This is a genomic window from Frigoribacterium sp. CFBP 13729, assembly GCF_014841875.1.
Classification (GTDB): Bacteria; Actinomycetota; Actinomycetes; order Actinomycetales; family Microbacteriaceae; genus Frigoribacterium.
Genome location: NZ_JACYUR010000001.1, coordinates 650,172 through 673,605 on the forward strand (window position 1 = coordinate 650,172; position 23,434 = coordinate 673,605).

23 protein-coding genes are annotated in these 23,434 nt (G+C 72.4%); 1 reads left to right on the forward strand and 22 read right to left on the reverse strand.

Annotated features, from left to right (window positions below):
* Window positions 1–9: 9 nt before the first annotated feature.
* Genes IFT77_RS02880 through IFT77_RS02900 form a run of 5 tightly spaced genes read right to left on the reverse strand, consistent with a single transcriptional unit; the run spans window position 10 to window position 3,310 of the window.
* Window positions 10–945, reverse strand: coding sequence for a bifunctional riboflavin kinase/FAD synthetase (locus IFT77_RS02880; RefSeq protein WP_192041868.1), 936 nt, complete (start codon window positions 943–945; stop codon window positions 10–12).
* A 5-nt stretch (window positions 946–950) separates the two neighbouring features.
* Window positions 951–1,388 (reverse strand): hypothetical protein, encoded by a 438-nt coding sequence (locus IFT77_RS02885; protein WP_123546244.1) that lies wholly within the window; start codon window positions 1,386–1,388, stop codon window positions 951–953.
* A 58-nt stretch (window positions 1,389–1,446) separates the two neighbouring features.
* On the reverse strand, window positions 1,447–1,815 hold the full coding sequence (locus tag IFT77_RS02890) for a hypothetical protein (protein ID WP_133737651.1): 369 nt from the start codon (window positions 1,813–1,815) through the stop codon (window positions 1,447–1,449).
* On the reverse strand, window positions 1,812–2,711 hold the full coding sequence (gene truB / locus IFT77_RS02895; protein WP_192169168.1) for a tRNA pseudouridine(55) synthase TruB: 900 nt from the start codon (window positions 2,709–2,711) through the stop codon (window positions 1,812–1,814). The genes IFT77_RS02890 and truB overlap by 4 nt, the downstream gene beginning before the upstream one ends.
* 35 nt (window positions 2,712–2,746) lie before the next feature.
* Window positions 2,747–3,310: a hypothetical protein gene (locus IFT77_RS02900; RefSeq protein WP_192041870.1), complete on the reverse strand. Its 564-nt coding sequence runs from the start codon at window positions 3,308–3,310 to the stop codon at window positions 2,747–2,749.
* Between the two features lie 56 nt (window positions 3,311–3,366).
* Between IFT77_RS02900 and IFT77_RS02905 the strand changes: the two genes are divergently transcribed.
* Window positions 3,367–4,236 (forward strand): A/G-specific adenine glycosylase, encoded by an 870-nt coding sequence (locus tag IFT77_RS02905; RefSeq protein WP_192041871.1) that lies wholly within the window; start codon window positions 3,367–3,369, stop codon window positions 4,234–4,236.
* A 14-nt stretch (window positions 4,237–4,250) separates the two neighbouring features.
* Here the strand turns inward: IFT77_RS02905 and rbfA are convergent, their stop codons facing one another.
* The 17 genes from rbfA to dxr all read right to left on the reverse strand — a co-directional run bounded on the left by rbfA (window position 4,251) and on the right by dxr (window position 23,402).
* Complete coding sequence (rbfA, locus tag IFT77_RS02910) at window positions 4,251–4,799, reverse strand: 30S ribosome-binding factor RbfA (RefSeq protein WP_192041872.1); 549 nt, start codon at window positions 4,797–4,799, stop codon at window positions 4,251–4,253.
* 96 nt (window positions 4,800–4,895) lie between these two features.
* Window positions 4,896–7,703: a translation initiation factor IF-2 gene (infB, locus tag IFT77_RS02915; protein ID WP_192041873.1), complete on the reverse strand. Its 2,808-nt coding sequence runs from the start codon at window positions 7,701–7,703 to the stop codon at window positions 4,896–4,898.
* A 95-nt stretch (window positions 7,704–7,798) separates the two neighbouring features.
* Entirely contained in the window at window positions 7,799–8,281 is a 483-nt protein-coding gene (locus IFT77_RS02920; RefSeq protein WP_371740904.1) for a YlxR family protein, read from the reverse strand.
* 6 nt (window positions 8,282–8,287) lie between these two features.
* Window positions 8,288–9,274, reverse strand: coding sequence for a transcription termination factor NusA (gene nusA / locus IFT77_RS02925; protein ID WP_192041874.1), 987 nt, complete (start codon window positions 9,272–9,274; stop codon window positions 8,288–8,290).
* Between the two features lie 152 nt (window positions 9,275–9,426).
* Window positions 9,427–11,190 (reverse strand): proline--tRNA ligase, encoded by a 1,764-nt coding sequence (locus IFT77_RS02930; RefSeq protein WP_192041875.1) that lies wholly within the window; start codon window positions 11,188–11,190, stop codon window positions 9,427–9,429.
* A 67-nt stretch (window positions 11,191–11,257) separates the two neighbouring features.
* The gene (locus IFT77_RS16670) at window positions 11,258–12,082 is read right to left on the reverse strand and encodes a hypothetical protein (RefSeq protein WP_192169169.1); all 825 of its coding nucleotides are present in this window, start codon (window positions 12,080–12,082) and stop codon (window positions 11,258–11,260) included.
* Window positions 12,079–13,143, reverse strand: a complete 1,065-nt coding sequence (locus IFT77_RS02940) for a VWA domain-containing protein (RefSeq protein WP_371740905.1) — start codon at window positions 13,141–13,143, stop codon at window positions 12,079–12,081. Before IFT77_RS02940 ends, IFT77_RS16670 begins: the two co-directional genes overlap by 4 nt.
* Entirely contained in the window at window positions 13,140–14,141 is a 1,002-nt protein-coding gene (locus tag IFT77_RS02945) for a VWA domain-containing protein (protein ID WP_192041877.1), read from the reverse strand. The genes IFT77_RS02940 and IFT77_RS02945 overlap by 4 nt, the downstream gene beginning before the upstream one ends.
* On the reverse strand, window positions 14,132–14,611 hold the full coding sequence (locus IFT77_RS02950) for a hypothetical protein (RefSeq protein WP_192169170.1): 480 nt from the start codon (window positions 14,609–14,611) through the stop codon (window positions 14,132–14,134). The genes IFT77_RS02945 and IFT77_RS02950 overlap by 10 nt, the downstream gene beginning before the upstream one ends.
* Complete coding sequence (locus IFT77_RS02955; protein WP_192041879.1) at window positions 14,604–15,485, reverse strand: DUF58 domain-containing protein; 882 nt, start codon at window positions 15,483–15,485, stop codon at window positions 14,604–14,606. The genes IFT77_RS02950 and IFT77_RS02955 overlap by 8 nt, the downstream gene beginning before the upstream one ends.
* 5 nt (window positions 15,486–15,490) lie before the next feature.
* Window positions 15,491–16,525, reverse strand: coding sequence for an AAA family ATPase (locus IFT77_RS02960; RefSeq protein WP_192169171.1), 1,035 nt, complete (start codon window positions 16,523–16,525; stop codon window positions 15,491–15,493).
* A gap of 29 nt (window positions 16,526–16,554) precedes the next feature.
* Complete coding sequence (locus IFT77_RS02965; RefSeq protein WP_123546270.1) at window positions 16,555–17,214, reverse strand: methionine ABC transporter permease; 660 nt, start codon at window positions 17,212–17,214, stop codon at window positions 16,555–16,557.
* 2 nt (window positions 17,215–17,216) lie between these two features.
* Window positions 17,217–18,296: a methionine ABC transporter ATP-binding protein gene (locus tag IFT77_RS02970; RefSeq protein ID WP_192041881.1), complete on the reverse strand. Its 1,080-nt coding sequence runs from the start codon at window positions 18,294–18,296 to the stop codon at window positions 17,217–17,219.
* Between the two features lie 81 nt (window positions 18,297–18,377).
* On the reverse strand, window positions 18,378–19,295 hold the full coding sequence (locus IFT77_RS02975) for a MetQ/NlpA family ABC transporter substrate-binding protein (protein ID WP_192169172.1): 918 nt from the start codon (window positions 19,293–19,295) through the stop codon (window positions 18,378–18,380).
* A 309-nt stretch (window positions 19,296–19,604) separates the two neighbouring features.
* On the reverse strand, window positions 19,605–20,753 hold the full coding sequence (ispG, locus tag IFT77_RS02980; RefSeq protein WP_192041883.1) for a flavodoxin-dependent (E)-4-hydroxy-3-methylbut-2-enyl-diphosphate synthase: 1,149 nt from the start codon (window positions 20,751–20,753) through the stop codon (window positions 19,605–19,607).
* 101 nt (window positions 20,754–20,854) lie between these two features.
* Window positions 20,855–22,186 carry a site-2 protease family protein gene (locus tag IFT77_RS02985; RefSeq protein ID WP_192041884.1) on the reverse strand — a complete coding sequence of 444 codons (1,332 nt, stop codon included), beginning with the start codon at window positions 22,184–22,186 and terminating at the stop codon, window positions 20,855–20,857.
* Between the two features lie 136 nt (window positions 22,187–22,322).
* Window positions 22,323–23,402, reverse strand: coding sequence for a 1-deoxy-D-xylulose-5-phosphate reductoisomerase (gene dxr / locus IFT77_RS02990; RefSeq protein WP_192041885.1), 1,080 nt, complete (start codon window positions 23,400–23,402; stop codon window positions 22,323–22,325).
* Between the last annotated feature and the right edge of the window lie 32 nt (window positions 23,403–23,434).

Sequence of the window (23,434 nt, forward strand, 5' to 3'; positions counted from 1 at the left end):
CCGCCGGTCTCAGGACAGGCCGAGGACCTCGCGCGTGCGGACGACGTCGGCCCGGATGTGCTCGATCAGCGCGTCGATGCCCTCGAAGGCCACGTTGCCGCGGACCCAGTCGACGAACATCACCGTCAGCTCCTGGCCGTAGAGGTCCATCGAGACGTCGAGCAGGTGGGCCTCGACCTGCTTCTCGGGCACGCCGTCGAAGGTCGGGTTGTGCCCCACCGAGACGGCGGCGGGATAGGTCGTGTCGCCGACCAGCACCCGGGCCGCATAGACGCCGTCGGCCGGGACGTAGCCCTCGCTGTCGGGCGCGAGGTTGGCCGTCGGGAAGCCGAGCTCGCGCCCGCGCTGCTCGCCGTGCACGACGATCCCGCGGACGGCCGGCTCCCGGCCGAGCAGCTCGCCGGCGCGCGCGACGTCGCCGGCCTCGAGCAGCTCCCGGATCCAGGTCGAGGAGGCGCGGCGCCCGCCCCCGAGACGGACGTCGTCGATCGACACGACCTCGAGCCCCCGCTCGGCGCCGAGCTCGCGCAGGGTGTCGACCGTGCCGCTGCCCCGCACCCCGAAGCGGAAGTCGTCGCCGACGAAGACGACGCGGGCGTGCAGGGCGCCGACGAGGATCCGGTCGACGAACTGCGCAGGCGTGAGGCTGCGGAGCTCGTCGTCAAAGGTGAGCATGAGGGTCGCCGCCACCCCGGCGGCCTCGAGCAGCTCGCGCTTCTGGCGGTTGCTCACGAGCGACCGCGGCACGGAGCCCGGCCGCAGCACGGCGAGGGGGTGCCGGTCGAAGGTCACGACGGCCGAGGTGAGGCCGCGCTCGGCCGCGACCTGCTCGAGCAGGTCGATGACGGCGCGGTGCCCCACGTGCACGCCGTCGAACTTGCCGATCGTCACCGCGGTCGGGCCGAGGTCGGCAGGCACGTCGGCGAGGGCGTCCCAGAACTGCACGGGAGCTACTCCGTCCGGTCGGCGGCGTCCGCCTCGGCGGCGACGGCGGGCCGGGAGCGGAGCAGCCAGAGGATGCCCAGCACGGGCAGGACGAGCGGGACGAAGCCGTAGCCGCGCCCGAACCACGACCACACGGTGTCGTCGGGGAACAGCTCCGGGTCGAGCACGGTCACCAGGCCGACGATCAGCACACCCGCGAGCTCGAACGAGATGGTCGCCCAGGCGACGGCGTACGAGGTGCGTCCACGGCGGATCAACGACACGGTGGCGACGATGTAGACCACGGCGGCGAGGGCGCTCAGCGTGTACGCGAGCGGCGCCTCGTCGAACTGCTCGAGGATCTGGAACACGGACCGGCCGGTCGCCGCCAGGGCGAGCACCGCGTACACCGCGATGAGGACCCGGCCGACGCCGACCGCACGAGAAGACTTCTGAGTGACCATCACCGACAAGGATATGGCGCGCGCCTGTGGACCGGCGCCAGGACGCAGGAGGCGGCCCTCACGCGACCTGGACGGTCCAGATCTGCAGCATGCGGTAGACCATGACCGCGACGGCGAAGACGGCCGCCGCGAGCACGAGGTTGCTCCACCGGGTGCGGTCGACGAGCGCCCAGACGACGGCGAGCGGCGGCAGCAGGATCGCCGAGACGAGGTAGATGTAGAACTCGACGACGTTGCCCGTCGGCGGGTTGCCCGCGAACGGCGCGACGATCGCGACCACCAGCTGCACGAGCAGCAGCAGCAGCACGAGCGCCGTGGCGCCGACCGTGATGTCGTTCGGCAGCTTGCCCGAGAAGCCGGCCACCAGGCAGACCAGCCCGGCGACGCAGGCCACGATCACCTGGGCCCAGGTGAACCACTCGATCACGCGCGCACCTCGTCGGTCGGGAAGTTGACGATCGGCACGGCACGGCCGCCACGCACCGAGACCAGCCCGGCGAGGTCGCCCGAGGCGGTGACCGCGGCCACGGGGCCCTCGGTGTCGGCGCGGCCGGTCGCGGGCCGCTTGCCGTGGCCGAGGTCGGTCGCCTCGTCGGCCGTCATCGACCAGACGGGGAACAGCGAGGAGGCGACGGCCGAGGGAGCGAGGAGGGCCGGCGCGACCTCGATGCCCTCGAGCACCGCGGCGTCGGCGACGTCGAACGAGCCGACCCGGGTGCGCCGCAGCGCGGTGAGGTGGCCGCCGACGCCCAGCGCGGCGCCGAGGTCGCGGGCGAGGGCCCGGACGTAGGTGCCCGACGAGCAGCTGACCCGCACGTCGAGGTCGCGGACAGCCACGCCGTCGGCGACGCCGTCACGCCGATCGAGCACGACGAACTCGGAGACGACCACGTCGCGCGCCGCCAGCTCGACCTCGACGCCCTCGCGGGCCAGGTCGTAGGCACGACGACCGCCCACCTTGATGGCGCTGACCGTGGTCGGCACCTGGCTGATCGGCCCGGTGAGGTCGGCGATGCCGGCGTCCACCGCGGCGTCGGCCACGCCCGACGCGTCGGCGGTGGCCGTGACCTCGCCCTCGGAGTCGTCGGAGGCGGTGGAGACGCCCAGCCGGATAGTCGCCTCGTACGTCTTGTCCAGCCCGACGAGGAACGTGAGGAGCCTGGTCGACGAGTCGAGGCCGAGGACGAGCAGGCCGGTGGCGAGGGGATCGAGCGTGCCCGCGTGGCCGACCTTGCGGGTGCCGGCGGCCTTGCGGACGCGGGCGACCACGTCGTGGCTGGTGATGCCCTGCGGCTTGTCGACGAGGAGGATGCCGCTGTTCACGCGACGACGCTACCGCACCGTGCCCGGGCCGACGCTCAGCACGCGTCGTCGAACACGCGGCGCGGGTGCTCGGGGTCGGCGACGTCGACCACGGCCGTGGCGACGGCCCGCAGGCCGCCGCGGCCGCCGCCCGGCGTGACCCAGACCGTGTAGTTCCAGAGCCCGGCGAGCTCGGGGCGCCCGAGCGCCTCGCCGTCGACGACGAGGAGGGCGTCGTCGGGGCCCGTCACCCAGCGCGGCTCGACCTCGCGCTGCGAGGCGCTGTCGAACGCCGCCGGTACCCACGCGGTGCTGCCACCCAGCCGGAACGGCTCCACGAGGACGCGGCGCAGGAGCGCCCCGTCGACCGGGGCGGGCTCGCCGTCCGCCACCGCGCCTCCCTCGCCCCGGGGCCTGCCGAAGTCGGCGACCGACGCCCGGAAGGCCGCGTGGCCCGCCTCGACGAGAGCGGCCGCGAGGTCGTCGGCGAAGGCCGACTGACCGGCACCCGCGGGGCCGTCGACGGCGACGAACGCCCGGCCCCTCGAGTAGTTGTGCAGGATCTCGGTCGCGAGAGCGCGCAGCGTGTCCTTCTTGGCGGGGGCCCAACGAGTCGTCATGCGGTCACCCTAGGCCGGGCCGCCTACAGCGGTCCGAGCGCCCGTAGGATCGTCCCGTGACCATCGCCCCCGCCGTCTCGTCGTGGTTCCGCGAGCACGGGCGCGACCTGCCCTGGCGCCGCCCGGGCTTCACCGCCTGGGGCACCCTCGTCAGCGAGGTCATGCTGCAGCAGACACCGGTCGTGCGGGTCGTCCCCCGGCTGGAGCAGTGGCTGGAGCGCTGGCCGACGCCGGCGGACCTCGCGACCTCCCCCGCCTCGGAGGCGGTGCGCGCGTGGGACCGCCTCGGGTACCCGCGCCGCGCGCTCGCCCTGCACGCCGCCTCCGTCGTCATCACCGAGCGGCACGGCGGCGTCGTGCCCGAGACCGTGCCGGAGCTGCTGGCCCTGCCGGGCGTGGGCGACTACACCGCCCGGGCCGTGGCGGTGTTCGCCTACGGCCACCGGCACCCGGTCGTCGACACGAACGTGCGCCGGGTGCTCGCGCGCGCCGTCGAGGGCCTGGCCGAGCCCTGGGCGCCGAACGCGCGCCGCGACCTGCCGGCGATGGAGTCGCAGCTCCCGACAGACGTCGCCGAGGCCCGGGTGACCAGCGCCGCGGTGATGGAGCTCGGCGCGCTCGTCTGCACCGCGCGGTCGCCGCGCTGCGACGAGTGCCCGCTGGTCGCGCAGTGCGCGTGGGTGCTGGCCGGCCGGCCGGAGCACGCCGGCCCTCCCCTGCGCCGCCAGGCCGCCTTCGCCGGGTCCGACCGCCAGGTGCGCGGGCTGGTCATGGCCGAGCTCCGGGCGAGCGACGTGCCGGTCACGGGCGACGAGGTGGCCCGCGTGTGGCCCGACGCGGAGCAGCGCGACAGAGCCCTCGCCGGCCTCCTCCGTGACGGGCTGGTCACGGGATCGGCCGACGAGGGCTGGTCGCTGCCGAGCTAGGCGGCAGGGCCAGCTCAGCGGGTCGAGCCGTCCGGCTCCACCGTGCCGTCGTCGACGGCGCCCGACTCGACGTCGGCCTCGTCGACGACGGGCACGACCTCGTCGTCGTCGAGGTCGTCGTCCTCGTCGTCGAAGTCGTCCTCGTCGCGGGGCTTGACGTAGGGGTCGGCGTCGCCGGCGTACTCGGCCGTGGCCGCGACGGTCTGGCTGTCCTGGTCGCGCTGGCGCGCCTCCTGCAGGAGGCGGTCGATGGACGCCGCGTTCTCGGGCAGGGCGTCGAGGATGAACTCGAGGCTCGGGGTCAGTCGGGCCGTGATGTTCTTGCCCACCTCGCTGCGCAGCATGCCGGTGGCGGACTTGAGGGCGGCGCCGGTGTCGCTGCGCTCCTCGTCGGTGCCGTAGACCGTGTAGAACACGGACGCGTGCTGCAGGTCGCCCGTCACCTTGACGTCGGTGATGGTGACGAACCCGAGGCGCGGGTCCTTGATGCCGCGCTCGAGCCGCCGCGCTACGATCTCGTGGATGCGGTCGGCCATCTTGCGGGCGCGCTGTGCGTCGACCATTCCTTGCTCCTTCTGCTGTTCGCCCGCAGGCGAGAGGGGTGAGGCCCCGCCCCGACCGTGGTCGTGGCGGGGCCTCTGACGATGCGTCGCCGGGCGTCAGCCCCGCGGCTTCTCGACCATCTCGATGGTCTCGATCTCGTCGCCGATCTGGATGTCGTTGAACTTGCCGAGGCCGATGCCGGCCTCGAAGTCCGTCCGCACCTCGGTGACGTCGTCCTTGAAGCGACGCAGCGAGTCGATGGCGAGGTTGTCGCCGACCACCACGCCTTCGCGGATGACACGGGCACGGGCGTTCCGCGTGATCGTTCCCGACCGCACGATGACACCGGCGATGTTGCCGACCTTCGACGAGCGGAAGATCTCGCGGATCTCGGCGACACCGGACTGCTTCTCCTCGAACTCGGGCTTGAGCATGCCCGTGAGCGAGTTCTCGATGTCCTCGAGCGCGGCGTAGATGACCGAGTAGAAGCGCACGTCGACGCCCTCTCGGGCAGCACGCTCGCGGGCCTTCGTGTCCGGTCGGACGTTGAACCCGATGATGACCGCGTTGTCGACGGTCGCCAGGTTGACGTCGCTCTCGGTGACGGCGCCCACACCGCGGTGGATGATGCGCAGCTGCACGCTGTCGTCCACCTCGATCTTGAGCAACGACTCCTCGAGCGCCTCGACGGCACCCGACACGTCGCCCTTGATGATGATGTTGAGCGCCTCGACCTTGCCCTCTTCGAGAGCACGGGTGAAGTCCTCGAGCGAGATGCGCTTGCGGGCCTTGGCCAGCGACGCGTTGCGCTCGACGGCCTCGCGCTTCTCGGCGATCTGACGGGCCGTGCGGTCCTCCTCGGTGACGAGGAAGGTGTCGCCGGCACGGGGAACGCTCGAGAGCCCCTGCACGAGCACGGGACGGCTCGGGAAGGCCTCGTCGACGGTGTCGCCGTTCTCGTCCATCATCGCGCGGACTCGGCCGTAGGCCGTTCCCGCGACGATCGCGTCGCCCACCCGCAGGGTGCCCGACTGGATGAGCACGGTCGCGACGGCGCCGCGGCCCTTGTCGAGGCGTGCCTCGATGGCGACTCCACGAGCGTCCTTGTCCGGGTTCGCCCGCAGGTCGAGACCGGCGTCGGCCGTGAGGAGGACGGCCTCGAGGAGCGCGTCGATGTTCTTGTTGTCGCGTGCGGACACGTCGACGAACATCACGTCTCCGCCGTACTCCTCGGCGACGAGGCCGTACTCGGTCAGCTGCTGACGCACCTTGGCCGGGTTCGCGCCCTCCTTGTCGATCTTGTTGACCGCGACGACGATCGGCACGTTGGCAGCCTGGGCGTGGTTCAGCGCCTCGACCGTCTGCGGCATGATCCCGTCGTCCGCCGCGACCACGAGGATCGCGATGTCGGTGACCTGCGCACCACGGGCACGCATGGCGGTGAACGCCTCGTGGCCCGGGGTGTCGATGAAGGTGATGGCGCGCTCGACGCCCTCGTGGGGCGCCCAGACCTGGTAGGCACCGATGTGCTGCGTGATGCCGCCCGCCTCGCCGGCGACGACGTTGGCGTTGCGGATGGCGTCGAGCAGTCGGGTCTTTCCGTGGTCGACGTGGCCCATGACCGTGACGACGGGCGGACGGACCTGCAGCACGGCCTCGTCCTCGTCCTCGAGCTCCTGCTCGAGGTCGATGTCGAAGCCCTCGAGCAGCTCCTTGTCCTCGTCCTCGGGAGAGACGACGAGGATGCGGTAGCCGAGCTCCTCGCCCAGGACCTGGAACGTGGCGTCGTCGAGCGACTCCGTGGCGGTCGCCATCTCTCCCAGGTGGAAGAGGACGGTCACCAGGTTGCCGGGGCTGGCGTCGATCTTGTCGGCGAAGTCGCTGATGGACGCGCCGCGACGCAGGCGGACGATCGTGCTGCCGTCGCCGCGGGGGACGCTGACGCCGCCCAGCGACGGGGCGGAGCGCATCTCGAACTCGGCCCTCTTGGTCCGCTTCGACTTGCGTGCCTTGCTCTTGCCGCCGCCGCGACCGAACGCGCCGGCCGTGCCGCCGCCGGGGCCGCGACCACGGCCACCGCCGCCGCCGCCCGCAGGGCGGGGAGCGCCGAAGCCGGGACGGAAGCCGCCGGCCGCGCCGGGAGCACCGCCGCCGGGACGCTGGAAGCCGCCGCCGGCACCGCCGGGACGACCGCCGGCACCCGCGGGGCGTTGGCCGAAGCCGTTGGGGCGGGGGCTGGCGCCGACGCCGGGACGCGGAGCGCCCGGACGAGGAGCGCCGGGACGGGGAGCCATCGGGCGCGGCCCTGCTGCTCCGCCGGGGCGGGGCATGCTGGTCGCGGCGCCGGAGCCGCCGGGACGGGGCGCGCTCGGGCGGCCCATGCCCTGGTTGCTGGCGAAGGGGTTGTTGCCGGGGCGGGGGGCGCCGGGACGGGGACCGCCGGGCTTCGGCGCGGACGCGCCGGCCTCGGCGGGAGCGTCGGACTCGGCGGGAGCCGTGCCCGACTCCTTGGCGGCCGCGGCCGCGGCACGCTCGGCCTCGGCCTTGGCCTGGCGCTCGGCGACGGTGAGCGGCGCGACGGGGGCAGGTGCCGCCTCCGTGTCGTCAGCGGCAGCCGGGGCCTCGACGGGAGCAGCGGGCTGCTCGGCGACGGGAGGCTTGGGTGCGGCAGGACGGGGCCCGCCGGGCTTCGGTGCGGAGGAGGCGGCGGGAGCCGACGCCTTCGGGCTCGCGGCAGGTGCGGCGCCGGCCTTGGGCGCGGCAGCGGCGCCGGCGAACGCCTGGCGCAGCTTGCGGGCCACGGGGGGCTCGACGCTGGAGGACGGTCCCTTGACGAACTCGCCCATCTCCTTGAGCTTCTCTAGTGCTGTCTTGCTGTCGATCCCCAGCTCGCTGGCGATCTCGTGTACGCGTGGTTTAGCCACAGTTCTCCTGTCTCGGGCCCCTTCCCGGTCAGGAGGGAGCCGTCAGTTCTGGACGGGTCTCATTTCGAGCCGCTCATTAGTTGTCCATGTGCCTGTCAGCCTGTTCTGTCGTGGCCAGTGGTCGTGGTGGAACTCGGGGTGTGCACATCGGTCTGCAGCCGCATCAGGTGGTCGCGGAGCTGCTCGGTGTCGGGCTCGGAGTCGAGGCGGAGCGCACGGCGGAAGGCCCTGCGTTTCACTGCCGACTCGAACGCGTCCATCGAAGGCGTCAACCACGCGCCCCGCCCGGGCAGCGTGGCGGTCTCGTCGACCACCAGGCGTCCGTCACGGGCGACGACCCTCACGAGTGAGGACCGTGGAGCGCGCGCTCGAGTACCGATGCACGTTCTTACGGGTACCACTCTACCCCCTCGGGTGGGCGGACGGGAGACGTCGGGGGCGAACGGCGTGGTGCACCGCCCGCCCCCGGCATCCCGACCGGTCAGTCGTCCTCGAGGATCGAATCGGGCTGGATGGGTCAGGCACAGGACCGGGCCGCCGACGCTGGCGCGTCGTCGACCCGGCGCGCGCATCGACATCCAGACCTAGTCCTCGAGGATCGAGTCGGGCTGGATGTCGATGCGCGCGCCCGTGAGCTTCGCGGCGAGACGGGCGTTCTGCCCCTCCTTGCCGATGGCGAGCGAGAGCTGGTAGTCGGGCACCAGGGCCCGGACGGCCTTCGTCGCCTGGTCGATGACGAAGGCCGACGACACCTTGGCCGGCGACAGCGCGCTGGCGACGAAGACGGGCAGGTCGCTCGAGTAGTCGACGATGTCGATCTTCTCGTCGCCCAGCTCGGTCTGGACGGCGCGGACGCGCGCGCCCATCTCGCCGATGCAGGCACCCTTGGCGTTGACGCCGGGCTCGGTCGCGCGCACCGCGATCTTGGTGCGGTGCCCGGCCTCACGGGCCAGGGAGACGATCTCGACGACGCCGCTGGCGATCTCGGGGACCTCGAGCGCGAAGAGCTTGCGGACGAGCGAGGGGTGCGTCCGCGAGACGGTGATCTGCGGCCCCTTCGTGCCCTTGCTGACGCCCGTCACATAGACGCGGATGCGCGTGCCGTGGTCGTACTTCTCGCCGGGCACCTGCTCCTCGGGGGGCAGGATGGCCTCGATCGTGCCGAGGTCGACGTGCACCATGCGGGGGTTCGGTCCCTGCTGGATGACGCCGGCGACGATGTCGCCCTCACGCCCCTTGAACTGGCCGAGGACCTTGTCGTCGCCGATGTCGCGCAGGCGCTGGTTGATCACCTGCTTGGCCGCGAAGGCGGCGATGCGGCCGAAGTCGCTGGGGCTGTCGACGGACTCGCCGACGACCTCGCCTTCTTCATCGCGCTCGATGGCGAAGACGGACACGTGCCCGGTCTTGCGGTCGAGCTCGACCCGGGCCGCCGGGACGCGGCTCTCGGGCTGGTCGGTGTGCTTGAGGTAGGCCGTGAGGATGGCCTGCTCGATGATGCCCACGAGTTCCTCGAAGGGGATCTCGCGCTCGCGTTCCATGAGACGCAGCACGCTCAGGTCGATGTCCACTGAGGGCCTCCACTGTTCAGATCTTCAGGCTGCGCGCACGGTGGCGCGCACAGCATCCCCCTACGGTACCCGAGTGCGACGGGGGCGGAGCACCGGACGCGGCCCCCGCCTCCTGCGTCCGAGGGGACACGAGGAGGCGCGGGCCGACGACGTCAGGAGGCGCGCGGAGCCGACAGGGCCGCGACGGCCTCGGCCACCGGGACGGGCGTGCGCTCGCCCGTGCGGCGGTCCCACAGCTCGACGATGCCCTCGCCGGCGGAGCGCCCGACCACGACGATCTGCGGCACGCCGAGCAGCTCGGCGTCGCCGAACTTGACCCCGGGCGAGACCTTGGGGCGGTCGTCGTAGAGCACGTCGAGGCGGTGCGCCTCGAGCTCGGCGGTGAGCGCCTCGGCGACCTCGAAGACGACCGGGTCCTTGCCCGTCGCGACGACGTGCACGTCGAACGGCGCGACGTTCGCGGGCCAGACGAGGCCCTTGGCGTCGTTGTTCGCCTCGGCGATCACCGCGAGGATGCGCGTCACGCCGATGCCGTACGAGCCCATCGTGACGGTCACCTGCTTGCCGTTCTCGTCCAGCACCTTGAGGCCGAGGGCCTCGGCGTACTTGCGGCCGAGCTGGAAGACGTGGCCGATCTCCATGCCGCGGGCGGTCTCGATCGGGCCGGAGCCGTCGGGGGCCGGGTCGCCCTCGCGGACCTGCGCGGCCTCGATGACGGCGTCGGCGACGAAGTCGCGACCGGCGACGAGACCGGAGACGTGCAGGCGGGGGGCGTTCGCACCCGTGACCCAGGCCGACCCCTCGACGACCCGCGGGTCGACGACGTAGCGGATGCCCGACTCGGACTCGCTGCCGAGCACCTGCGGCCCGAGGTAGCCCTTGACGAGCACGGGGTGCCGCGCGAAGTCGGCGTCGCCGGCGGCCTCGACCTCGGCCGGGGCGAAGGCGACCTCGAGGCGCTTCATGTCGACGTCGCGGTCGCCGGGGAGCCCGACGACGACGACCTCGCGGGTGCCGTCCAGGTGGGTCAGGGCGACGACGACGTTCTTCAGGGTGTCGCCGGCGGTCCACGGACGGCCGTCGTCGCGCGGGTGCGAGTCGTTCAGCTGCTCGACGAGCCCGGCGATGGTCGGGGTGTCGGCGGGCTCGAGGGCGACGGGCTCGGCGAGCCCCTCGAGGGGGATCGACTCGGGCACGATCGTGGTGAAGGCCTCGACGTTCGCGGCGTAGCCGCCGGCCGTCCGGACGAAGGTGTCCTCGCCGACCTCGGTGGGGTGCAGGAACTCCTCGGAGCGCGAGCCGCCCATCGCACCGGCGTCGGCCTGGACGATGACGTACTCGAGGCCGAGACGCGTGAAGATGCGCTCGTAGGCGTCGCGCTGCAGCTGGTAGCTGGCCTCGAGCCCGGCGTCGCTCGCGTCGAACGAGTAGGCGTCCTTCATCGTGAACTCGCGGCCGCGCAGGAGGCCGGCACGGGGCCGTGCCTCGTCGCGGTACTTGTCCTGGATCTGGAACAGCGTCAGCGGGAGGTCCTTGTACGACGAGTACAGGTCCTTCACGAGGAGCGTGAAGGCCTCCTCGTGCGTGGGGGCGAGCAGGTAGTCGGCGTCCTTGCGGTCCTTGAGGCGGAACATGCCGTCGCCGTACTCGGTCCAGCGACCGGTCGCCTCGTAGGGCTCGCGCGGCAGAAGGGCCGGGAAGTGCACCTCCTGCGCGCCCGCGGCGGTCATCTCCTCGCGGACGACGGCCTCGATCTTGGCCTTGACCCGGAGGCCCAGGGGCAGCCAGGCGAACACGCCGGGCGCCTGGCGGCGGATGTAGCCGGCCCGCACGAGGAGGCGGTGGCTGGTCACCTCCGCGTCGGAGGGATCTTCACGGAGGGTGCGGACGAAGAGCTGGGAGAGGCGCGTGGACACCCGCCCAGCATAGGGGCGTGCCCGGAGGAGCCGAGGCCGGATGCCCCGAGGCTCGACCCGGTCACGGTCACCAGGGCTTGCCGTCGTACTCCCCCGGCGCCTGCTCGTAGTACCGCTCCCGGTCGGTGTCCTGCTGGCGCTCCTGCTGGCTCTCGTCGCCCTGCTGCTGCAGCTGGTCGAGCGGGTCGGTGCCGCCCGCGCCGGCGTCGCCCTCGTCCTCGCCGCCGCCCTGCCCGGGATCCGAGCCGTCGCCTCCCGAGGGGTCGCCCTGGTCGCCGCCCTCGGCCTGCTGCTGCTTGTCGCCCAGCCTGCCCTGGGCGTCGTCGAGGGGCTGCGACGTGTCGGGCTGCTGCGGGTCGTCCGGGGGCTGGAAGCAGCCCTCCGGAGCCTCGGCGATCGTCGACTGCCCCAGCTCGTAGAGCTGCTCGGCGTCGGCGTAGCGCAGCTCGAGCAGCGCGGCGTCGCCCTGGGCCTCGATGACGAGCACGAGGTCAGTGCGGATGACGCACGAGACCGTCTCGTCCCCCTCGGGCGCGAGGTCGAGGGCGGTGACGAGCTCCTGCCGCGCGACGTCGAGCACCCCGACCCTCGCCCACGCCGTGCCGCGGTCGAAGTGGTGCACCCACGGCTCGACGACGTTGGCGACGCCGAGGGGCGCGGTCAGGGAGGCGGCGCGCTCGTAGGCCCGGCCGTCGTAGGCGTGCTGCGTCAGGCCCGCGAAGAGCGGGAGGCTGAGCAGCTTCAGGGCCACGAGCAGCACGACGAGCACGACCGGGGCCGACCAGAGGAACATCCGGCGTCGGAGCCGGCGACGGTACTGGTCGAGGCTCGGCTCCGCGGCGGTCGCCCGGTCGCGGTCGTCGACGGGCGGCGGGGCGTGGGTGTCGGTCACGACGACGTCCTCCCGGGTGCACGGTCGGCCCGGGGCCGGACGCGGATCTCGGCGAGGGCGCGGGCGACGACGGCCATCTCGACCAGGGCGAGCAGGAACAGCGGGACGGCGGCGATCCAGTACAGGTCGACGACGGCCTCGGCACGGCCCTCGTCCGAGGCGACCGCCCCGTCGCGCGCGTCGGCGACGACGGCCCCGACGCCCGTGTCGGCCTCCCGGTGCACGTAGTCGACGCCGAGCTGGGAGGCGATCGTGCGGAGGGCGTCCTCGTCGATCACCGAGAGGGCGTCCGGCTCGCCCGGCTGCGTCCTGTCCTTGATGTACTCGGTGCTGCTGTAGGCGTCGCCGTACCCGTCGAAGACCTTCATGCGCCCACCCGCGGCCGTGCCGTAGCCGAGCACCGCTCCCCCGTCGACGTCCGCCGCGGCCGCCGCGAACGAGCCGGGCGCCTCGTCGGCCGTCTGTTCTCCGTCGCCCAGGTAGTAGACGACGTTCGCCCTCTCGGGGTCGGCCTCGCGCGCCTCCTGCAGCCGCTCGGCCAGGAGGTCGGAGGCCTCGGTGATGCTGCTGCCGCTGGAGTAGTAGGTGATCTCCTGGTTCATCACGGAGGCCGCGGTCACGACTGCCGCCGCGTCGTCGGTGAGCGGGGTGCGGAGCACGGCGGTGCTGTCGAAGGAGATGAGCGAGAAGCGGGCGCCGGCCAGCTCGCTCGCGATCGCGTCGACGTCGCTCCGGACGCCCTCGAGCCGCGGGCGGTCGCCGTCCCAGTCCTCCGCCGCGATGCTCGAGGTGGTGTCGACGACGAAGAACACGTTGAGCGCCGCCGTCGACACCTGGGCGCTGCCGCCGGGCACGCCGGGACGCACGGCGACGACGAGCAGCAGCGCCACGACCACGAGACGGCGGACCCAGCTGCGCAGGAGGCGGCGGTCGCCCCGCTCGGCGACGACCCGCCACCCGACGAAGCCCAGCAGCGCGACGCCGAGGACGGCGAGCAGCCACCACGGGAGCACGGGCTGAAGCACGATCGCGGCGGGCAGCGCCGCCGTCGCCGCGATCACAGCCGTACCCGCCAGAGCAGGACGAACGAGGCCGCCGCGAGCAGGAGCGCGACGATGACGGCGGCCTGCGGGGCGTCGGTCGTGACGAGGCGGCGCGTCCCGGTGAAGAGGCCCGCCTCCTGGTCGTCGACCTGCTGCACGATCTCGGCCACGGTGGTCGCGCCGTCGAGCGCGTAGTAGGCGCCGCCGGTCGACTCGACGACGGTGCGCAGCTCGCCGGCGACCTCGTCCGCCACGGCGTCGTCGGAGTAGTCCGCGGGGTTCAGCGCGTAGACCCGGATGCCGCGGTCGGTCGCGAGCTGCCCCGCCTCGTCGAGCGTCAGCAGGGCCGCGCCGTTCACGTAGTTGTCGGTCGCGAGCACGATCGACTTCGGCCGGGTGCTCTCGCTGCCCCCGTCGAAGCTGAGGGCGCAGGAGGCGAGGCCGTCGCCGATCAGGGAGGCGCCCTGCCCGAGGTCGGTGCCCGTCCAGTACCGCGTGCCGTCCTCGCCCGCACTGTCGAAGGAGTCGCGGTACTGGCTCAGCTGCTCGGCGACGAAGTCGTAGTCGTCGGTCAGGGGGAACGCCTGCACGGACGAGCTGTCGAAGAGGGTCAGCCCGATCCGCTCGCCGTCGAGGCCCGACGCGAGCTCGGCGAAGGTCGACACGATCTGGGAGTCGACCTCGGTCATCGACCCCGAGACGTCGAGGCAGAGCACGATGTCGCGCTTGTAGGACGGCGGCTCGACGACCTGGACCGTGCCCGGCCGGGCGATGAGCAGGGCGCCGAGGCCGGTGAGGGCGATCACGAGGACGAGGGCGCCCACGAGCGCCGCACGGTAGCGCGCCACGATCCGGCGGTACACCGGCAGCTCGGTCAGGCGCTCGCTGTGGGCGACGGGGGTGCCGGCGCGGCGCAGTCGTGCGCGCTCGCGGCGTCGCAGGACGAGCCAGAGCCAGGCGCCGAGCCCGGCGACGACGAGGGCGGCCAGCAGGGCCCACCACCAGATCAGGACCACGAGCGCACCACCTCGCGCGCGGTCTCGGCGGCCCGGTCGGGGTCGCCCGGGTGCTGCTGGGCGAAGGCCGGCGGGTACCACTGCTCGACCGCGTCGGCCACGCGGGGCAGGTCGGCCTCGCGCAGGTCGGCGAGGGTCATCACGTGCGTGTCGGCGCCCGCCGTCTCGTGGACGAAGAACCGGAGGAGGAGGCTGAGCCGGCTGTGCACCGCCCGCTCGCCGAGACGGCCGTCGCGGGAGGCGGCCTGGACCTCGTCGATCAGGCCGAGATAGCGGAGCCGGACCGAGGGCAGGTCGACGACCGCGGCCGCTGCCGCCCGGCGGGCCGATGGGGGCAGCCGCCGCGCCGAGAAACGCAGCACGAAGACGATCCACGCCGCGACGAGGCCCAGGAGGACGAGCCCGAGCACCAGCCACAGGACCCAGAGCGGGTACTGGTACGGCCCGAAGAAGCCCCTGTCGTCAAGCACGGCGGTGCTTCTCCATCAGGGTGAAGAGCCCGGGCACCACGGCCGCCTGGCTCGACAGCCTCTCGCTGCTGATGCCGAGGGCCTGCAGCTGCCGCCCGGCGTCGTCCGCGCGCCGCTCGGACGACTCGTCGAAGGCGCGGCGCAGTGCCGCGTTCTCACGCAGGTACGCCGGGAGGGCCGTGACCTCCTGCACGTCGTAGACGTCCCCGGCGTGGCCGGACCGCGTCATGAGGTCGGCGTCGCCGACCGTGACCCAGACGATCTCGTGCTGGGCGCGCAGCCGTCGGAGGAGCCGCACCAGCTCGGCGTCGACGACGACGTCGTCGGTCACCACGACGAGGATCGACCGGCGGCGGACGCCGCGGGCGACCCAGTCGAGGACGCCCCGGAGGTCGCTGCGGGGCGCGTCGAGCGAGACGCGACGGTCGACCTGGCGGAGGAGGCGCTCGAGATGGGCCTCCGTCGCGCCGGCGGGGAGGGCGACGGTGCCGCCCTCGTCGCCGGCGACGAGCGAGACGACGTCGCCGTGACGGGACGCGATGTAGCCCAGGGCGCCGGCCGCCATGATCGCTATCTCTTTCTTGGTCTCGCCGCTGGCGGCCGTCGCGGCCATGTTGCGACCGGTGTCGACGACGAGGACCAGCGACCGCCTCCGGCTGGCGACGTAGCGCTTGACCAGCGGCTCGCCGTGACGCGCGGTGGCCTTCCAGTCGATGTCCTTCACCTCGTCGCCCGGCACGTAGGCCCGGAGGTCGTCGAAGTCGTGGCTGCGGCCGTGGTGGACCGACGCCCAGCCGCCCTCGAGCAGGTCGAGGGTGCGGCGGTGCGCGAACAGGGACATCTTCGTGCGCACCCGGAGGAGGAGGCTCGCCACGGTCGTCAGGGAGTCTGCACGGAGGCGAAGACGGCGTCGATGATCGTCTCGGGGGCCACGTCGTCGGCCGTGGCCTCGTAGCCGAGGATGACGCGGTGCCGCAGCACGCCGTGCCGCAGGTGCTTCACGTCTTCCGGGATGACGTAGTCGCGGCCGTGCAGCAGGGCCAGGGCACGCGCGGCCTGCATGAACGCGATGCTGGCACGCGGGCTCGCGCCGAACTGGACGTAGTCGGCGAGGCTGGCGGGGATGTACTGCTGCGGGTGGCGTGTGACGTAGATCAGCTGGACGATGTAGTTGACGATCGAGGCGTCGACGTACACGCGCTTGGCGAGTTCCTGCAGCCACACGACGTCCTCGAGCGACACGCCGGTCGGCGCATCGACCTGCTGCTCGTCGTAGACGCCGGCCTCGATGCGCCGGATGACCTCGGCCTCCTCGGCGGGCGACGGGTAGTCGAGCACCTCTTTCAGGAGGAACCGGTCGAGCTGCGCCTCGGGCAGCTGGTACGTGCCCTCTTGCTCGATCGGGTTCTGCGTGGCCAGCACGAGGAACGGCCGGGGCAGCAGGTAGACGGTGCCGCCGATGCTCGTCTGCCTCTCTTGCATGGCCTCGAGCATCGCGCTCTGGGTCTTCGCGCTCGAGCGGTTGATCTCGTCGAGCAGCACGAAGTTCGAGTGCACGGGGCCGAGCTGCGTCACGAAGGTCGACTTCTGCGCGTCGTAGATCTGGGTGCCGGTGATGTCGCTCGGCAGCAGGTCGGGCGTGCACTGGATGCGCGTGAAGCTCGCCTCGACGGACTGCGCGAGCGTCGCCGCCGCGGTCGTCTTGGCCAGCCCGGGGACGCTCTCGAGCAGCACGTGCCCGCCCGTGATCAGCGCGATCAGCAGGGTGTCGCGGAGGCCGGTCTGGCCCACCACCTTGCGCGAGAACGCGTGCGACACGGCACCGACGACACCGGCGGCACGCTCGAGGTCGGCGGGGCTGACAGGGGTGCCGACCGCGGCGGGAGGCGGGGGCGTCGTCGAGGTGTCGGTCACCCGGCCCACTGTAACCGAGGCGTCCGACGTCACCGCCGGAGCGCCCTCCTCGCGAGGTGGTTGCCCAGGAACTGGACGAGCTGCACCAGCACGATGATGAGCAGCACCGCGCCCCACGTGACCACGGGGTCGAACTGCCGGTAGCCGTAGAGCAGGGCGAACGCGCCGAGTCCCCCGCCGCCGACGTAGCCCGCGACCGCCGACATGTCGACGAGCGCGACGAAGATGAACGTGTAGCCGAGGATCAGCGGGCCGAGCGCCTCGGGCAGCACGATGCTGCCGATGATCCGGAACGGCCCTGCACCGGCCGCCCTGGCCGCCTCCACGACTCCCGGCTGCACCGTGAGCAGGTTCTGCTCGACGATCCGCGAGATCGCGAACGAGGCCGCCAGGGAGAGCGTGAAGATGATGGCCGTGTTGCCGACGCCCGTGCCCACGACGGCCCGGGCCAGGGGCTGGGCCGCCGCGAGGAAGATGATGAACGGGATCGGCCGGAACACGTTGACGACCACGTTGAGGACGCCGAAGACGACGCGGTTCGCGAAGAGGGCGCCCTCGCGGGTGAGGTAGAGGGCGAGCCCGAGGAGGAGCCCGCCGAGCCCGCCGAAGAGCAGGGTCAGGGCGACGATGTAGACGGTCTCGTAGGCCGCCTTCCAGAGCTGGGGCTGCAGGTCGATCAGGGAGTCCATGGTCAGCGTGCCTCCGCGTCGTGGGCCGGCCGGTCGGGCGCGGCCTCGGTCGTGGGCGGGGCCGGGAGCTCGGTCGCGGCGACCCCGAGCTCGGCGACGGCGGCCGAGACGTCGCCGTCGCCGCCCGTCAGGGCCAGGGTCAGGGTGCCGAAGGTGCGCCCGCCGATCTCGTCGATGCCGCCGAAGACGATCTCGAAGCGGACGCCGTGGCGGGCGAGCACGCCGAAGACCTGCTGCTGGTCGACGCCGCCCTCGGAGACGCGCACCGTCACGAGGCGGCCCTCGTGGCGTCGCCGGAGAGCCGCGAGGTCGTCGCCCTGCGGCGACCCGGCGACGACGGTGGAGACGAAGCGCCGTGTGGACGCCTCGCGCGGGGCCGAGAAGACCTCGAAGGTGCGTCCGATCTCGACGACCCGACCACGGTCCATCACGGCGACGCGGTCGGCGATCGACTTGATGACGTCCATCTCGTGCGTGATGACGACGATGGTGATGCCCAGCTCGGCGTTGACCCGCCGGAGCAGGGCCAGCACCTCCTGCGTGGTCTCGGGGTCGAGCGCGCTCGTCGCCTCGTCGGCGAGCAGCACGCCCGGCGACGTCGCGAGGGCGCGGGCGATCCCGACGCGCTGCTTCTGGCCGCCCGACAGCTGGTCGGGACGCGCGTGGGCTTTGTCGGCCAGCCCGACGAAGTGCAGCAGCTCGCTGATCCGCCGCTGGTGGTCGGCCTTCGGCACGCCGGCCGCCTTGAGCGGGAACTCGACGTTGCCCCAGACCGTCTTCGACGAGAACAGGTTGAACTGCTGGAAGATCATGCCGATGCCGGCGCGCACCCCGCGGAGCTCGCGCTCGCGCAGCCCGGTCACGGGACGGCCGTCGATCTCGATCCGGCCGCTCGTGGTCGGCTCGAGCGCGTTGATCAGGCGCACCAGCGTGCTCTTGCCGGCGCCGGAGTAGCCGATGATCCCGAAGATCTCGCCGTCGGCGATCTCGAGGCTGACACCGTCGACGGCCGTCAGCGGTGCGGCGCCCTTCTCGCGGGGCGGGTAGGTCTTGACGACGTCGGTCAGGGTGATGGCGGGCATGGTCTCCTCGTCACGGTCGGAAGGGCCCGACCCGCACGCCGTCGTGGCGAGCGGGTCGGGCCCGGGCGGGGGCAGGCGGCGTCAGCCGTTCTGCTCCACGAGCTCCTTCGTCTGCTCGAGCGACTCGCGCAGGTCGGCGACGGGCACCTTCGTGGTGAGGGCCGTGCCGCCCGAGTTCTCGACGACGCCGTCGGTGACGGCCTTCGTGTCCTGGTAGATCTGGACGAGCTTCTGGTACGTCTCGTTGTCCGCGTCGCCCTCACGCGCGGCGAAGACGTTCACGTAGGGCAGCGACGCAGGGTCGGAGGGGTCGTCCTGGGCGATGATCGTGTCGGGCGAGAGCCCCGCCTTGGTGGCGTACTCGTTGTTGATGATCGCGCCGTCGAAGTCCGGCAGCGACGTCGCGGCGAGGTCGGCGGCGACGGGCGAGACCGTGACCGTCGAGGCCTCGGTGTCGATGTCGTCGAGGCCGGAGAAGATGTCGCCGCCGTCCTTCAGCTCGATCAGGCCGTTCGACTGCAGCACGAGCAGCGAGCGGGCGAGGTTGCTCGCGTCGTCGGGCACCGCGACGGTGTCGCCCTTGCTGAACTGGTCGAGCGAGGTGTGCTCCTGCGAGTACAGGGGCAGGGGGTAGATCGCCGTGGAGCCGATCGGCACGAGGTCGGCGTCGGCCGACACGTCGTACTGGGCCAGGTAGACGATGTGCTGGAACTGGTTCAGGTCGAGCTCGTCCTCGGTCAGCGCCGGGTTCGGCTGCTCGTAGTTGGCGAAGTCGACGATCTCGACGTCGATGCCCTCGTCGGCGGCGGCCTGCGTGAAGGTGGCCCAGTACGGGTCGCTCGCGCCGACGACCCCGATGCGCACGGCGTCGCCGCCCCGGTTCGCGACGGCGATGCCGACGCCCACGGCGGCGAGCACGACGACGACCGCCACGACGATCGCGATCAGCCGACCGCGCTTCCTCTTGGGGGCCTCGATCAGGGGTGTTGCCTCGGACATGACGTTCCTCTCAGACGGTGCGACGCACGTCGCCGGCTGCTGCTGCCGGCACCACGACCGTGCGTCCCTCCATCGTGACCGGCGGGGCGGGCCGGGTCACAATCGGCGCGTCACACGGCGACACACCCGCTCCGCGAGCGGGCACGGGAACGAGCGCGGCGACGGTGCGGGAGGCCGCGGGACCCGGAGCGTCGGCGCGGCACGTCAGAGGCGGCGGGCAGGCTGCGACGCGGAGGAGGCGCGGTGCGGCCCGAGCCTGCACCGCGCCTCCTCGGGGCCGTCGGGTCGGTGACCGACCCGCGATCAGCCTCAGACCGTGAGGACCTGGGGCGAGCCGACCTCGCCCGGGGGCATCTCGGCCGCGAGGCGGTTGGCCTCGTCGATCAGCGTCTGGACGATCTCGGACTCGGGCACGGTCTTGATGACCTCGCCCTTGACGAAGATCTGGCCCTTGCCGTTGCCCGACGCGACGCCGAGGTCGGCCTCGCGGGCCTCGCCCGGCCCGTTCACGACGCAGCCCATGACCGCGACGCGGAGCGGGACCGTCATGCCCTCGAGGCCGTCGGTGACGTCGTTCGCGAGCTTGTACACGTCGACCTGCGCACGACCGCAGCTGGGGCAGCTGACGATCTCGAGCTTGCGCTCGCGCAGGTTCAGCGACTGGAGGATCTGCAGGCCGACCTTGACCTCCTGCGCGGGAGGCGCGCTGAGGCTCACGCGGATGGTGTCGCCGATGCCCTCGCCGAGCAGGATGCCGAAGGCCGTGGCCGACTTGATGGTGCCCTGGAACTCGGGGCCAGCCTCGGTCACGCCGAGGTGCAGGGGCCAGTCGCCACGCTCGGCGAGCTGCCGGTACGCCTTGACCATGATGACCGGGTCGTTGTGCTTGACCGAGATCTTGAAGTCGTGGAAGTCGTGCTCCTCGAAGAGGGAGGCCTCCCACACCGCGGACTCGACGAGCGCCTCCGGCGTCGCCTTGCCGTACTTCTGCAGGATGCTGGGCTCGAGCGACCCGGCGTTCACGCCGATGCGGATGGAGACGCCGGCGGCCTTGGCCGCGGCGGCGATCTTGCCGACCTGGTCGTCGAACTTGCGGATGTTGCCGGGGTTGACGCGCACCGCGGCGCAGCCGGCGTCGATCGCCTGGAACACGTAGTTCGGCTGGAAGTGGATGTCGGCGATCACCGGGATCTGGCTCTTCTTCGCGATGATCGGCAGCGTCTCCGCGTCGTCTCGAGTGGGCACGGCGACGCGCACGATGTCGCAGCCCGAGGCGGTGAGCTCGGCGATCTGCTGGAGGGTCGCGTTGATGTTCGTGGTGGGCGTGGTGGTCATCGACTGGACGCTGACGGGAGCGTCGCCTCCGACGAGGACCTTGCCCACCTTGATCTGCCGCGACTTGCGTCGCGGGGCAAGGGTTTCGGGGACCTTCGGCATTCCGAGATTGACTGCAGGCACGTCGTCGATCGTAGACCCGTGCGCTGGGCGCGCGATGTCGGAGGCGAGGACGCCCAGCGGGCCAGCAGGTCAGGACGTCCGCGGGCCGGCTGCCGAACGGGTCAGCGGATCAGCGAGATCGGGTTCACGATGTCGGCGTAGGCGAGCAGCAGCCCCATGCCGCCGAGGACGATCACGACCGCGAACGTGAGCGGGATGACCTTCGCCGTGTCGACGGGCCCCGGGTCGGGGCGGCGGAACAGCTTGGCGAAGCCACGACGGATCGCCTCGATCAGCGCGCCCGCGACGTGGCCGCCGTCGAGCGGCATCAGCGGCACGAGGTTAAAGACGAACAGGGCGACGTTGAGGCTGGCGAGCAGGCTCACGAGGAACGCGGCCCGGTCGATGAACGGCACGGTGTCGAGGCTGACCACCTCGCCCGCCATCCGGCCGACCCCGACGACGCTGACGGGGCCGTTCGCGTCGCGCTCTCCCCCGCCGAACGCAGCCTGGGCGACGGCGACCATGCGCTGCGGCAGGTGCACGATGACGTTCGCGACGTGTCCGATGTTCGTGCCGACGGTCGGCAGCACGGCCGTGACCGGCTGCTGCACCGTCACCGTCGCGAAGCCGATGCCGACGAAGCCCACTTCCTGGGTGACCGGGGCGCCGTCGTCGCCCACGACGGGCACGCCCGCCGAGTCGATCACCTGGCGTGCGGAGAGCGCCGGGGTGACCTCGAGCGTCTGCTCGCTCCCGTCCCGCTCGACCACGACGCTGAGGGTCTGGTCGGGAGCCGCTCGGAACGCGCTCGTCACCTGGTCGCCGTCCGCCATCGCCACGCCGTCGATCGACACGATGCGGTCGCCGTTCTGCATGCCGGCCGCGAACGCGGGCGCCGCCGTGGCGTCGGCCGGGCACTCGGTCTCGGTCGACCCGGCAGGCAGCACGCACTGGTTGACGAGGCCGACGGTGGTGCTCGACTGCGCCGTGCCGAAGCCGCACAGCAGGATGGTGAAGAGCACGATCGCGATGAGCAGGTTCATCGTCGGCCCGCCGAGCATGATGATGACCCGCTTGTAGACGGGCAGCCGGTAGAAGGTGCGGTGCTCGTCGCCCTGGTCGATCGTGTCGGCGCTGGCGGTGCGCGCGTCCTGCACGAGGGTCTGGAAGAAGCCCGTGCTCGCCGTCCGGCCCTTCTGGCCTTCGCGCGCCGGCGGGTACATGCCCGACATCGAGATGTAGCCGCCGAGCGGCAGCGCCTTGACGCCGTACTCGGTCTCGCCCCGGCGGCGGGAGAAGATCGTCGGCCCGAAGCCGATCATGTACTGCCCGACCTTGACGCCGAACGCCTTGGCCGGCACGAGGTGCCCGATCTCGTGCAGCGCGATCGAGACGGCGAGCCCGATGACGATCACGACGATGCCGAGCAGGTAGAGCAGGACGGTTTCCACCGGGCAAGGGTAGCCGTCCGAGACGGGGAGCCGGCCCCGCACCGGCCATGGCGACGCTGTGAGGGGTCAGGGCCCGCGCCTCCTCGGCCCGGCCTCGTGCCCGAGGCACTGACGGGGGACGGCGGGACGGCGGCCGCTAGCGGCGGGCGAGCAGCGCGTCGGCCGCCTCGCGGGCCCAGCGCTCGGCCTCCAGCACCCCCTCGAGGGTGCTCGACCCCGCCGTGTGCCGGTCGACGACCTCGCGCACCGTGTCGAGGATGCCCAGGTAGCCGACCCTGCCGTCGTGGAACGCGTGGACGGCCTGCTCGTTCGCCGCGTTGAACACCGCGGGCCAGGTCGCGCCCGCCCGGCCGACCTGCTTCGCCAGCAGCACGGACGGGAACGCCTCGTCGTCGAGCGGCTCGAAGGTCCAGGTGGAGGCGGTGGTCCAGTCGAGGGGCACGCCGACGCCAGGCACGCGGTCGGGCCAGGCCATGCCGAGCGAGATCGGCAGTCGCATGTCGGGCGGCGACGCCTGGGCGATCGTGGACCCGTCGACGAACTCGACCATCGAGTGCACGATCGACTGCGGGTGGACCGTCACGTCGATGTGGTCGTAGTCGACGTCGAAGAGCAGGTGGGCCTCGATCACCTCGAGCCCCTTGTTGACGAGCGTCGACGAGTTCGTCGTGACGACGCGGCCCATGTCCCACGTGGGGTGCGCGAGGGCCTCGGCGGGGGTGACGTCGGCGAGGGAGGCGCGCGTCCGGCCGCGGAAGGGCCCGCCGGAGGCGGTGAGCACGAGACGACGGACCTCGCCGCGGTCGCCGGAGCGGAGCGCCTGCGCGATGGCGGAGTGCTCGGAGTCGACCGGCACGATCTGCCCCGGCGCCGCGCGCTCGCGCACGAGGTCGCCGCCGACGATCAGGCTCTCCTTGTTGGCCAGCGCCAGCGTGGCGCCGGAGTCGAGCACGGCGAGCGTGGGTGCGAGGCCCACGCTGCCCGTGATCCCGTTGACGACGACGTCGGCCTCGACGTCGCGGACGAGCGCCACCGACTCGTCGGTGCCGAGCGCGGTGTGCTCGACGCCGAAGCGTGCGGCCTGCTCGGCCAGCAGGGCGGCGTTCGAGCCGGCCGACAGCCCGACGACGGTGAACAGGTCGGGGTGGGCAGCGACCACGTCGAGCGCCTGCACGCCGATGGAGCCGGTGGAGCCGAGGAGGATGACGCGACGCATGCGGTCAGCCTAGGGGCGCGCCCGGCCCGGTG